Origin of the sequence: Pseudoalteromonas galatheae (assembly GCF_005886105.2) — a bacterium.
GTDB lineage: Bacteria > Pseudomonadota > Gammaproteobacteria > Enterobacterales > Alteromonadaceae > Pseudoalteromonas > Pseudoalteromonas galatheae.
Genome location: NZ_PNCO02000001.1, coordinates 715,808 through 728,644 on the forward strand (window position 1 = coordinate 715,808; position 12,837 = coordinate 728,644).

Consider the following 12,837-nt stretch of genomic DNA (forward strand, 5'->3'; position numbering starts at 1 on the left):
AAAAATAAATAATTATCTTCATTAAATATGCTTTTTAGCGCCTTACCTAGGAAAGTTTAATATGTTATAAGATAGTGGTGTCCATTGAGATTAATAGTACAAGACTGACCACCTTATGAGTTATTCCGTCTTAGTTTGCGATGATTCGGCTGTCGCCCGTAAACAAGTCATTAAAAACTTACAGAGCAAATTAGAGCTGACCTTACATCAAGCACAGAATGGTCAGCAGGCGATTGATTTGCTGAAAACTCAGCAAATAGATTTATTGTGCCTCGACTTAACCATGCCAATACTTGATGGAATTGCTGTGTTAGAAGCAATAAAAGCCAATCGAATTGAATGTTTTGTTGTGGTTATTTCGGCGGATGTTCAGGCCAAGATGAAAGAAAGAGTAGCAAATTTGGGGGTGTTAGGGTTTTTAGAAAAGCCGGTTAAAGCAGAGCAGTTATTAGAATTACTGCACCAGTTTGGTATCCGCTAACTTATCTATGCAAATTACAAATGTCACTATTAAAAATTTGCATAATCTATTTTGCTCTTTTGTGTTGACAGTGTGGCTAAACATCAGGCACTCTAAAATTATGAAAACGAATATTATCACTACGACCATTATTACAACCACCATCCTAACGGGATAGTGGCATAGGTCGGTGCGAGTTTGAAAAAGGCCTGTGTTCACTACGAACACAGGCCTTTTTTGTTTTTGGAATGAGGAAAAATGATGCGAGTACTAAAGTTTGGAGGGTCTTCCCTCAAAGATTTTGCCTGTTTACAAAGAGTCAGAGAGCTAGTTAAAAATCATGGTCAGCAGCAAGCGCTTATCGTGCTGTCGGCTCCAGGTGGCATGACAGATCAGCTCGTTGAGCTTGCTGATTTGGCTGGGCGAGGAGAAGCGTTTGACTCCCAGTGGCAGTCATTTATATCCCGTAGCCAAGGCTTGTACGATGAAGTGCAAGCGGTGTATGGTGGTGTTGTAGGCTGGCCTGACTTTGAATTACTTAAGAATAAACTAGATGGGGCTAAGTTATTGGGCCATTGCCCAGATCAAGCAAGAGCCTATGTTATTAGCTTTGGTGAGCGCATTAGCGTTGCGCTGATGGACACAATGCTGCAATCAGATTCAGTGGCGCTCAGTGCCGACGCTTGTGTAAAAACGCAGGGCGGGTATCTTGATGCTGAAGTTGATCTTAAGCTAAGTAAATTATGTTTTGCAGAGTTGGTGCGTGCCCAAGCGTCACGTTTTTATATCATGGCGGGCTTTACTGGAAGCAATGAAGCGGGTGAGCTAACAACACTGGGCCGTAATGGTTCTGACTACTCAGCGGCTGTCGCTGCTGCGTGTCTTGAAGCCGAAATCTGCCAAATCTGGACTGACGTCGATGGTGTCTACAGTGCAGATCCTCGCCTGATAAAGAAAGCGACTAAGGTCGACGTGTTATCTTATAAAGAAGCCATGGAGCTATCTTATTTTGGCGCTAAGGTGCTGCACCCAAAAACCATTTTACCTTGCGCCAAAGCCGATGTGCCGTGTGAAATTAAAAATACTCATGACCCAGAAGTACCAGGTTCACTGATTTGTGCTCAAGGCGGTGGCGAGGCTCCAGTAAAAGCGCTTTCGAGCCTTGATAAACTGGCTATGTTGACCGTGGCAGGGCCTGGAATGAAAGGCAAGGTTGGCATGGCTGCCCGGGTATTTTCCGCACTGGCAGCAGATAACGTATCTATCGTACTTATTACGCAATCTTCTTGTGAATTCAGCATTAGTTTCTGTGTTCATGAGCAAGACTTAACACTCGCGCTGGCTGCGCTTGAGCAGGCATTTGAGCTTGAAACGCAAGCCGGCTTGATCGACCCAATTGAAGTGCAACGCAACCTTGCTATCGTGACTTTGGTCGGCGACAACATGAAAGCGCACAAAGGTCTTGCGGCCAAATTCTTTGCTTCACTTGCACAAGCTCAGGTGAATATCGTTGCCATCGCGCAGGACTCAACGGAGAGTTCTATTTCGGCGGTGGTTGACGGTGAACTTTGCCAAGATGCAGTAAAAGTGTGCCACGAGAACTTCTTCACGCACGTACCGTCCATCGATGTTTTCTTAATTGGCTGCGGTCTAGTGGGTCAAGAATTAATGAAGCAGTTTCATAAGCAGCAAGCATGGCTTGAAAAACGCAATATACGCTTGAATCTTTATGGCATTGCAAACTCAAGTAAGTGTTACTTAGACCCAGACGGCGTACCGTTTGATAACTGGGAGCTGGCGCTTGAGAAAGCGGAGTCTGGCTTTGATTTACAACAGGTTAGCCAGTTTGTGAGACAAAATCATTTAATTAACCCTGTGATTGTCGATTGTAGTGCAGCTCAGTTCGTTGCCGATGGCTATTTAGATTTTCTTAATGCGGGCTTTCATGTCGTTGCGGCTAACAAAAAAGCTAACACTGGCAGCTATGAGTATTATCAATCACTGCAGCAAGCTGCACTAGCTAAGCGCCGTCACTTTCTATACGAAACTAACGTTGGCGCCGGACTCCCTGTATTAGACAACCTTAAACTGCTGTTTGGCGCAGGAGATGAACTGCTTTCATTCAGTGGCATTTTATCTGGCTCGCTATCGTATATATTTGGCGTATTGTCGGACGGTTTATCGCTATCCGAAGCGACAGAGAAAGCCAAACAAAGCGGTTTTACAGAGCCAGATCCGCGTGATGACTTATCTGGTACGGATGTCGCGCGTAAGCTGCTTATCATAGCCCGTGAATCGGGGCTGCCGTTGGAACTCAGTGATATTGAAGTTGAATCTGTGTTGCCTGAAGGGTTTGCAGAGGGCGCCAATGTTGATGAATTTATGGCGCAATTACCGCAATTAGACGACGCTTTCGCAGCACGTATTGCTGCGGCAAACGCACAAGGCCAAGTGCTACGTTATGTCGGTTCAATCGTAGACGGTAAATGCCGCGTTGGCATTGAAGCGGTAGATAAAGAGCACGCTCTGTACGATATTCGCGATGGTGAAAACGCACTGGCTATTTTAAGCCAATATTATCAACCAAAGCCTTTTGTGATCAGAGGTTATGGCGCGGGCGCAGAGGTAACCTCTGCAGGCGTATTTGCTGATATCCTAAAAACGCTGTCGAGGTAGGAGTTATGAAAACATTTTATGCACCAGCGTCTATGGGCAATTTTTGTGTTGGCTTTGATGCCCTTGGCGCCGCACTCCAGCCTATTGATGGCAGTTTACTGGGTGATCAGGTCAGCGTTGAAGCCGCAGAGCGTGATACGTTCAATTGTATTGGTCCATACGCTGAAAAGCTCTCCGCCGATCCTAAAGATAATTTGGCGTTTCAGTGCTTACAGCACTTTAAACAGCATGTGGCACCCAACATGCCTGCGGTTGCCATGACCTTGTATAAAGGGCTCCCTGTTGGTTCAGGTCTAGGTTCAAGTGCTTGCTCTGTGGTTGCCGCTTTTGCTGCACTCAATGATTTTGCTAATACACAATTAAGCCAAGAGGCGCTTATTGAGTTGATGGCCGACTTTGAAGCTAAGGTCAGTGGTGGTCGTCACTACGACAACATCACGCCCTGCTACCTTGGTGGGCTACAACTGACAGCAGACTGCATTCCAAGTAAAGCAATCAGCGTTGCGCATAATGAAAGCTGGTTTTATGTTATTGCATACCCTGGCTTTGCGTTGAATACAGCGAAAGCAAGACAAGCACTACCACAGCAGTTTTCTTTGCATGATACGGTGGAATTTGCCCAGCGACTGTCGGGCTTTTGCTTATTGATGCAGTCAGGTCAATTTGACAAAGCACTGTCGATGATGAAAGACAGTATTGCCGAGGAAGCGAGAGCACCACTCATTGCCGGCTTTAACGAAGCTAAAGACGCGCTACCAGCCCTCGGTGCCGAGCTGGTGAGCATTTCAGGGGCTGGGCCTACGCTATTTAGCATTTGTAAGTCTGAGCAACAGGCAAATGCAGTGCAGCAGTGGTTGCAACAAAATTACATTAATGAAGCGGGTTTTAGCCATATTTGCCGATTAGATGCGCAAGGCACAAGAGAATTAAAGGATCAAAAGTAATGAAATTAGTGAATTTAAAAGACGAACATCAGGTTGTTTCATTTGTAGAAGCGGTAAAAATTGGTTTAGGCCGTAACCAAGGGGTCTTTTTTCCTCCTACATTTGAGCGTATTGCGGATGTTGATGCATTACTTGAATTACCTTTTGCTGAGCGTAGTGCCAAGGTACTACATCACCTTATTGGTGATGAACTACCACAAGATACGCTCGATGCGATGGTAAAACGCGCCTTTAATTTCCCGGCTAAGCTAGTAGAAGTTGCTAAGAATCAGCATTGCTTAGAGTTGTTTCATGGTCCAACATTAGCGTTTAAAGACTTTGGCGGCCGCTTTATGGCGGAATGCATTAGCATGTTTAATCAAGGTGAGCGTGTGACTATCCTCACGGCAACAAGTGGTGATACAGGCGCCGCCGTTGCCCATGCATTTTATGAAAAAGAAAATGTCGATGTTGTGATCCTTTATCCTCATGGCAAAATCTCCCTTGCTCAACAAAAGCTGTTTACAACACTTGGGAAAAACATTCATTGTTATGCTGTAGATGGTAGCTTTGATGACTGCCAAGCGATGGTGAAGTCAGCATTTCTTGATGACGAGGTAAAGCAAAAGCTTGGTCTTAATTCGGCAAACTCAATCAATATCAGCCGCTTAGTAGCGCAAGTGTGTTATTACTTTGAAGCACTAGCGCAATTACCTAAGTCTCAGCGTGATAAAGTACATGTTTCAGTACCAAGTGGTAACTTCGGTAACGTCTGTGCAGCGATGATTGCAGCGGCGATTGGATTACCTATTGCCAAGTTAAGTGCCACGACAAACCAAAATGATACAGTGCCCCGTTACATCGCCTCGGGTGAGTGGCAACCAAACGACACTTTGGAGTCACTTTCTAATGCGATGGACGTGAGTAAACCTAATAACTGGCCTCGAGTTGAAATCATGTTGGAAAGAGGGGATTTTAACAAACATGACTTTTATTCACGTTCGGTGTCGGAAGCACGCACTCAAACAGTGATGCAAGAATTACATGATAAAGGTTACTTGGCCGAGCCGCACACTGCGATAGCCTACGAGGGATTAGCGCTGGACTCTCAAGCGGATGAAACCGGGATTTTCCTTGCCACTGCACATCCTGCGAAGTTTAAAGAATCTGTAGAAGGTGTTTTAAATCAGGAGCTTGATATGCCGAAACCGTTGGCCGATGCATTGCAAAAACCATGTTTAGCTGAGCCACTTAGCGCGGATTATGATGCTTTGAAGGCAGCAATGTTAGCAAAACTCAACTAAATCAGAGAGCTTGTCTGGGTGGGTAGAATGCCCATTCAGATAAGGTCAATTTCGAGACTATATTAGCTTTTCAAATGCAACTTAGGTTGTCTTATTTAAAATATTAATGTTTAAATAAAAAAATATCATCGCGATAGGGGTGTGAAATAAATTCAATCCCTGCTTAAATATGCCCATGCTGATTTCATAGGCAAACTGGTTATCTTGTGATGCTAGATTGTCTTTAAAAATACCCTTACGTTTACCTAGGAGAAACCATGTTAGAACGTAACATGAATATTGCAGATTTTGACCCAGAACTATTTGCAGCGATTGAAGCAGAAACTTCACGTCAAGAAGAGCACATCGAGCTTATCGCTTCTGAGAACTACTGTAGCCCACGTGTACTTGAAGCGCAGGGTTCTCAGCTAACAAACAAGTATGCTGAAGGTTACCCAGGTAAGCGTTACTACGGCGGTTGTGAGCACGTTGACGTGGTTGAGCAACTTGCGATTGACCGCGCCAATGCGTTATTTGGTTCGACTTACGCAAACGTTCAGCCTCACGCTGGCTCACAAGCAAACGCGGCGGTATTCCAAGCGTTACTTCAGCCACATGACACTGTACTAGGTATGAGCCTTGCTCACGGTGGTCACTTAACGCACGGTTCACACGTAAACTTCTCTGGTAAAACGTACAATGCTATCCAGTACGGTCTAAACGAAGAAACTGGTGAAATCGATTACGCGCAAGTTGAAGCGTTAGCACTTGAGCACAAGCCAAAAATGATCATCGGCGGTTTCTCTGCATACTCAGGTATCGTTGACTGGGCTAAGTTCCGCGAAATCGCTGACAAAGTAGGCGCTTACCTACTTGTTGATATGGCGCACGTTGCAGGTCTTGTTGCCGCTGGTATCTACCCAAGCCCTGTGCCTCATGCACACGTTGTAACAACAACAACGCACAAAACGCTAGCGGGTCCTCGTGGTGGTCTTATCATCTCTGCTTGTGATGATGAAGAAATCTACAAAAAGCTAAACTCTGCGGTATTCCCAGGTGGCCAAGGTGGTCCTCTATGTCACGTTATCGCTGCAAAAGCGGTTGCGTTCAAAGAAGCACTACAACCAGAGTTCAAGTCATACCAAGAGCAAGTGGTTAAAAATGCACAAGCTATGGTTGCGGTACTTCAGGAGCGTGGTTATAAAGTGGTTTCTGGCAAAACTGAAAACCACCTGTTCCTACTTGACCTGATTGATAAAGACATCACAGGTAAAGATGCGGATGCAGCGCTTGGCCGTGCAAACATCACAGTAAACAAAAACTCTGTACCAAACGACCCACGCTCACCGTTCGTTACTTCTGGTCTGCGTATCGGTTCTCCTGCGATCACTCGCCGTGGCTTTAAAGAAGCTGAGTCGAAAGAGCTTGCTGGCTGGATCTGTGACGTACTAGACAACATCAACGATGAGTCTGTACAGGCACAAGTGAAAGAAAAAGTAAAAGCAATTTGCGCTAAATTACCTGTTTACGCATAATTTCGCTCACAAAAAAGCAGTTTTTTGTTATGATTAAGGCCGCATTCAAGCGGCCTTTTTTGTTTTTGAGTCAACGAGAGCGTCTATGCATTGTCCATTCTGTACAGCCAAAGATACCAAAGTGATAGATTCACGTTTGGTTGCTTCCGGCCACCAAGTCCGTCGCCGTCGTGAGTGCATTTTATGCCACGAACGCTTTACTACCTTCGAGGGCGCAGAGCTCTTAATGCCGCGCGTGATAAAGCAAGATGGTACTAGAGAGCCGTTCAATGAAGATAAGTTACTTAATGGCATGCACCGAGCGCTGGAAAAGCGTCCCGTTAGTACAGAGCAAATAGAAGAAGTAGTGCACCAAATTAAATCTCAAATTCGGGGTACTGGCGAACGTGAAGTACCAAGCGACATGATTGGCGAATGTATTATGGAAGCGCTCAAAAAGCTCGATAAAGTGGCTTATGTGCGATTTGCTTCGGTATATCGCTCTTTCGAAGATATTCGTGAGTTTGGTGAAGAAATTGCGAGGTTGGGGGATTGAGCCAGTTCACAGCGCAAGACCATGATTACATGAGCCGTGCTATCGCGCTTGCAAAGCGCGGTAAATACACCACAACACCCAATCCAAACGTCGGCTGTGTGATCGTAAAAGACGGTGAAATTGTCGGCGAAGGCGCGCACTTAAAAGCAGGTGAAGGCCATGCTGAAGTGCATGCGCTTAAGCAAGCTGGAGCTAAAGCCGCTGGTGCAACTGCCTATGTAACGCTTGAGCCATGTAGTCACTATGGTAGAACGCCGCCGTGTGCAAAAGGTTTGATTGACGCAGGCGTCAGCAGAGTGGTTGCAGCTATGGTTGATCCCAACCCACAGGTTGCAGGGCGTGGATTGGCAATGTTAGAAGCCGCGGGCATTACAACAGCCTATGGTTTGCTAGAGCTACAAGCTAGGGCACTAAATAATGGTTTTTTGAAACGAATGGAGTATGGAGTGCCGTTCGTGACCTGTAAACTTGCCGCTTCTGTTGATGGGAAAACCGCATTAAACAATGGCCAGAGTAAGTGGATAACCTCAGCTGCAGCGCGCTTAGACGTACAGCGCCACCGCGCGCAAAGTTGCGCGGTCTTGACCGGAGCCGATACGGTTATGGTAGACAACGCCAGACTCAATGTTCGTGAAGAATTTTTGCAAGACACCGATTATCCTCAATCTGAGCTACGCCAGCCGATACGTGCGATTATTGACTCACAAAATCGTCTGACACCAGATCTTGCGTTATTTACAATTGCATCTCCAGTGATTATTTTCCGCCGTACTATTGATAATTCAGTGCAATGGCCTCATTTCGTAGAGCAAATTGTCGTGCCTGAAATCAACGGTAAGCTCGACCTAAAAGCCGTGCTCAACAAGCTGGCTGAAAAGCACTGTAATTATGTTTGGCTTGAGGCCGGTGCCACCCTTGCGGGAGTAATGCATGAACAAGGGCTAATTGATGAATATATCATCTATTTGGCACCGAAAATAATTGGCGTTGGAAAAGGGCTGTTTAACACCACACCACTGAGTGCCATGTCGCAAATACCAGAGTTAGTGTTTGGCGACGTTTGCCAAGTGGGGCCTGATCTCAAACTTATCGCGACTAAAGAGAAGTAAAATGTTTACAGGTATTATCGAAGCAACAGGAACATTAACTCAATTGCAGCTCAAGGGCGGCGATTTAATTGTTCGTGTGACCACGACATCTCTTGATATGAGCGATGTAAACTTGGGTGATAGTATTGCCACGAACGGGGTTTGCCTGACCGTAACTGAGAAGTTTCATGATGGCTTCAAAGCCGATGTTTCTAACGAAACCTTAAGTTTGACGCGTTTTGCCGAGTACCAACAAGGCCAAAAGGTCAACCTTGAAAAGGCATTGCAGCCGATTTCACGCCTTGGCGGTCATTTGGTGTCTGGCCATGTGGATGGCATCGCTGAAGTGGTAGAGATAACCGCTAATGCCAGAGCGACCGACTATTGGTTGACTGCGCCATCATCGCTAATGAAGTATATTCCGTATAAAGGTTCAGTTGCCATTGATGGCATCAGTTTGACGGTCAATGCCGTGGAACAAAATCGCTTTAAATTGACCATAGTGCCACACACGGCTCAAGAAACGACGATTGCAGGTTTTCAAGTCGGGTCAAAACTAAACCTAGAGGTTGACCAAATCGCCCGCTACCTCGAAAGACTAATTCAGGGTGAGCCAAGCGCTGCCAGCGAGTCCACTCTCACAACCAGTCTATTGGCGAAAGCTGGCTTTATAAAGTAGCCACAGACAAAGTAAAAATGGGAAAACTATGAGTTTAAATAGTGCTGAGGAAATCATCGCGGACATTAAAGCCGGTAAAATGGTTATTTTGATGGACGATGAAGACCGAGAAAATGAAGGTGATCTGATCATTGCAGCAGAGCACATTACACCAGATGCAATTAATTTCATGGCAACATATGGTCGCGGGTTAATCTGTTTGACCATGACACAGGAGCGCTGTGAGCAGCTGAACTTGCCACTAATGGTGAAAACCAATGGCGCTCAGTTCTCTACCAACTTTACTTTGTCTATTGAAGCCGCGAAAGGCGTAACGACGGGAATTTCAGCGGCAGATCGCGCTCGTACAGTGCAAGCTGCAGTTGCCAAAGGTGCAGTACCTGATGATATTGTACAACCTGGTCATATCTTCCCAATCATGGCGCAACCAGGCGGCGTTTTAACGCGTGCAGGCCATACTGAAGCTGGATGTGATTTAGCGCGTTTGGCGGGATTGGAGCCTGCATCTGTGATTGTTGAAATTCTAAATCCAGATGGCACTATGGCACGTCGCCCACAACTAGAAGTATTCGCAAAAGAGCACGATATTAAAATCGGCACCATTGCTGATTTGATTGAATATCGTAACTTAAACGAAACCACCATCGAAAAGGTAGCAGAGTGTAAACTTCCTACCGAGTTTGGTGAGTTTAACCTGGTGACGTACAAAGACACCATTGATAATCAACTGCACTATGCGATGGTGAAGGGCGAGATCAAATCGGAAGAAGCCAATTTAGTCCGTGTGCATTTGCAAAGCACGTTTAACGACATTCTTCATTCAGATCGTAGTGCGGATAGAAGCTGGACACTGCAAAGTGCCATGAAGCACATCGCCGACAACGAAGGCGTATTAGTCATTCTTGGTAAACAAGAACGCAGCGAAGAAATGGAAGCGCTGGTTAAGGCATTTGCTGCGGAAGATGCGGGTGAACAGGTGAACTACCGTAAATTCCAAGGTACTTCGCGCACCGTAGGTGTGGGGTCGCAAATTTTGGCTGATTTAGGCATTCAGAAAATGCGCCTAATGAGTCTACCTAAAAAATATCATGCACTGTCTGGTTTCCACTTAGAAGTGGTTGAATACGTCGAACCAAAATAATCCCAAAATGCTAAATTGATCGCAATCGCCTATATTCAGATAGTAGGCGATTGCCATATTACTGTGCTATCATGCGCCTCAATTTGGCAATTGCTCATACAGATTAGGAACATCTAATGAAAGTAATCGAAGGTAATAAATACGCTCCTGGCAAAAAATTTGCCATTGTCATTTCACGTTTTAACGATTTTATCGGTAGCAGCCTACTTGAAGGCGCTGTAGATGAATTAAAACGTACCGGTGGTGTTAGCGATGAAGACATCACGGTTGTATATGTACCGGGAGCGGTTGAACTACCACTGGCAGCAAAACGCGTTGCGATGAAAAAAGAGCACGATGCGATTATTGCGCTAGGCGTGATTATTCGTGGTGGTACGCCACACTTCGATTTAGTTGCTAACGAGTCTAACAAAGGCTTAGCTAGCGTTTCATTAGATTATGACATCCCTGTTGCTTTTGGTGTACTTACTACTGAAAGCATTGAGCAAGCTATCGAGCGCGCGGGCACTAAAATGGGCAACAAAGGGGGAGAAGCCGCCCTTGGAGCTCTAGAAATGGTGAACGTGCTAGAGCAAATTTAAGAGGAATCTCAGTGAAACCAGCAGCTAGACGCAAAGCACGTGTACTTGCTTTACAAGCTATTTATTCTTGGCAGCTAAGTGGTAACCCAATTGCCGATATCGAACAGCAAATGCTGATCGAAAACGACGTAACGAAAGTCGATGTAGAATACTTCAAAGACTTAGCACGTGGTGTTGTTGTTAACCAAAAGCAGCTAGACGAGGCAATTCGTCCGCATTTAGCTCGTCCACTCGAAGAATTGGATATGGTTGAGCTTGCCGTATTACGTGTTAGTGCTTATGAGCTTAAATTCCGTGAAGATGTGCCATACAAAGTGGCTATCAATGAAGGCATTGAGTTGGCAAAAATGTTTGGCGCTGAAGAGAGTCACAAGTTCGTCAATGGTGTACTAGACAAAGCGGTTAAGTTTATTCGCAAATAAGCTTTACTATAGGAATAGCCGGCCTTGGCCGGCTTTTTTGTGTATGAAAGAATTTGAGCTAATCAATCACTATTTTAAAGGCCGTGGCATTATTCGCCGAGATGTAGAACTTGGAATAGGTGATGACTGTGCCTTGGTTTCAGTTCCTGCTGGCAGTCAACTTGCAGTAACAACCGATACGCTAGTTGCGGGTGTGCACTTTTTTGAAGATATTCCACCGCGGGCGCTTGGCCATCGTGTTATTGCGGTAAATCTTAGCGACTTAGCAGCAATGGGCGCTGAACCTACTTGGGTGTCGCTTGGTTTAACGTTACCCAGCGCTGACATAGAGTGGCTAGAAGCCTTTACTGAGGGGATGCATGAAATCGCTGAGTACTATAACGTACAGGTGATAGGTGGCGATACAACGCAAGGTCCATTGACCATCACAGTGTGTGCAAAAGGTATTATACCAACCGGTAAAGCGCTCAAGCGTTCAGGAGCACGAGTAGGTGATTGGATTTATGTGACTGGCCCACTTGGTGATGCAGGACTTGCAATCGAAGCGCGCAAGCAAGGTTGGACACTTGAGCCAAAACACGGCAAAGCGGCTCTGGAAAAGTTTCATTACCCAGCGCCACGTGTTGCTGCGGGTCAAGTTCTTAGGGGTCTCGCCACCTCTGCAATTGATATCTCAGATGGTCTACTTGCGGATCTTAAGCACATTTTACGTAGCTCTTTAGTGGGGGCTAAGATAAATGCGGATAAAGTTCCACAGTCAGATGCACTGCGTTCAAGCCTTGATGAAGACGCACGCATGCGATTGGCGCTCGGTTTTGGTGATGACTATGAATTGCTCTTCACTGTCAATGATAATAACAAAAATGCCGTGGAAACTAGGTTAAAGCAATATGGCGTTGAACCTGTTTGTATTGGTCAAATAACGGCTAATAATGGTGAGGTTCAATTACTCAACAAAGGCCAACCTTACCAGCTCACCGGGCTTGGTTTTGAGCATTTTAGCTAGGAGTAGGTTTGGCTAAACAACGTGTATTTAATTTAAAGAAGCCGCATCAATTTTTTGCGCTCGGGTTTGGTTTAGGATTAGCAAGGAAAGCGCCAGGTACATTTGGTACTTTAGCTGGATTACCATTTATCTTTGCAACTCAAGGTGCAGCGATTTGGCTGCAATGTCTAATTGCTATTGCCATGACGTTATTTGGGATCTGGGTGTGTGGTAAAACAGCGGACGATGTTAATGTTCATGACCACCCCGCGATTGTTTGGGATGAAGTGGCGGGCTTTTATATCACCATGATAGGGGCTGCACTGAGTTGGCAGTCACTAATCGTTGGGTTTATTTTGTTCCGTTTTTTCGATATTTTGAAACCGGGTCCGATAAAGTGGCTCGATAAGCGCTTACACGGTGGCTCTGGGATTATGCTAGATGATGTATTAGCCGGCATTTTTTCATTGATTTGCGTGCAAGCTTTGTTTAAAACTGGCATTTTAGTCTAATTGTACTGATGTGATGG

Annotated in this window: 13 protein-coding genes; all 13 read left to right on the plus strand. The window is 45.5% G+C overall.

Annotated features, from left to right (window positions below):
- Positions 1-115 precede the first annotated feature (115 nt).
- The 13 genes from CWC29_RS03095 (at position 116) to CWC29_RS03155 (ending at position 12,820) form a co-directional block, all read left to right on the plus strand.
- A complete protein-coding gene (locus CWC29_RS03095; protein ID WP_138521590.1) occupies positions 116-481 on the plus strand; it encodes a response regulator in 366 nt (121 codons plus the stop codon).
- A 240-nt stretch (positions 482-721) separates the two neighbouring features.
- A complete protein-coding gene (gene thrA, locus CWC29_RS03100) occupies positions 722-3,136 on the plus strand; it encodes a bifunctional aspartate kinase/homoserine dehydrogenase I (RefSeq protein ID WP_128728906.1) in 2,415 nt (804 codons plus the stop codon).
- 5 nt (positions 3,137-3,141) lie between these two features.
- Positions 3,142-4,080, plus strand: a complete 939-nt coding sequence (thrB, locus tag CWC29_RS03105; RefSeq protein ID WP_128728450.1) for a homoserine kinase — start codon at positions 3,142-3,144, stop codon at positions 4,078-4,080.
- Positions 4,080-5,363 (plus strand): threonine synthase, encoded by a 1,284-nt coding sequence (thrC, locus tag CWC29_RS03110; protein WP_128728449.1) that lies wholly within the window; start codon positions 4,080-4,082, stop codon positions 5,361-5,363. Before thrB ends, thrC begins: the two co-directional genes overlap by 1 nt.
- A 257-nt stretch (positions 5,364-5,620) precedes the next feature.
- Entirely contained in the window at positions 5,621-6,877 is a 1,257-nt protein-coding gene (gene glyA / locus CWC29_RS03115) for a serine hydroxymethyltransferase (protein WP_010372111.1), read from the plus strand.
- Positions 6,878-6,962: 85 nt separating this feature from the next.
- Positions 6,963-7,412, plus strand: a complete 450-nt coding sequence (nrdR, locus tag CWC29_RS03120) for a transcriptional regulator NrdR (protein ID WP_010372109.1) — start codon at positions 6,963-6,965, stop codon at positions 7,410-7,412.
- Positions 7,409-8,521: a bifunctional diaminohydroxyphosphoribosylaminopyrimidine deaminase/5-amino-6-(5-phosphoribosylamino)uracil reductase RibD gene (gene ribD, locus CWC29_RS03125; protein WP_138521588.1), complete on the plus strand. Its 1,113-nt coding sequence runs from the start codon at positions 7,409-7,411 to the stop codon at positions 8,519-8,521. The genes nrdR and ribD overlap by 4 nt, the downstream gene beginning before the upstream one ends.
- Position 8,522: 1 nt before the next feature.
- Positions 8,523-9,179: a riboflavin synthase gene (locus CWC29_RS03130; RefSeq protein ID WP_128728447.1), complete on the plus strand. Its 657-nt coding sequence runs from the start codon at positions 8,523-8,525 to the stop codon at positions 9,177-9,179.
- A 28-nt stretch (positions 9,180-9,207) separates the two neighbouring features.
- Positions 9,208-10,320 (plus strand): bifunctional 3,4-dihydroxy-2-butanone-4-phosphate synthase/GTP cyclohydrolase II, encoded by a 1,113-nt coding sequence (ribBA, locus tag CWC29_RS03135; protein WP_128728446.1) that lies wholly within the window; start codon positions 9,208-9,210, stop codon positions 10,318-10,320.
- Positions 10,321-10,436: 116 nt separating this feature from the next.
- Positions 10,437-10,901, plus strand: a complete 465-nt coding sequence (gene ribH, locus CWC29_RS03140; protein ID WP_010372096.1) for a 6,7-dimethyl-8-ribityllumazine synthase — start codon at positions 10,437-10,439, stop codon at positions 10,899-10,901.
- Positions 10,902-10,912: 11 nt separating this feature from the next.
- Complete coding sequence (gene nusB / locus CWC29_RS03145) at positions 10,913-11,323, plus strand: transcription antitermination factor NusB (RefSeq protein ID WP_010372094.1); 411 nt, start codon at positions 10,913-10,915, stop codon at positions 11,321-11,323.
- A gap of 43 nt (positions 11,324-11,366) precedes the next feature.
- Positions 11,367-12,329, plus strand: coding sequence for a thiamine-phosphate kinase (gene thiL, locus CWC29_RS03150; RefSeq protein WP_138521586.1), 963 nt, complete (start codon positions 11,367-11,369; stop codon positions 12,327-12,329).
- A gap of 8 nt (positions 12,330-12,337) precedes the next feature.
- Positions 12,338-12,820 (plus strand): phosphatidylglycerophosphatase A family protein, encoded by a 483-nt coding sequence (locus CWC29_RS03155; protein WP_128728444.1) that lies wholly within the window; start codon positions 12,338-12,340, stop codon positions 12,818-12,820.
- The last annotated feature ends 17 nt before the right edge of the window (positions 12,821-12,837 follow it).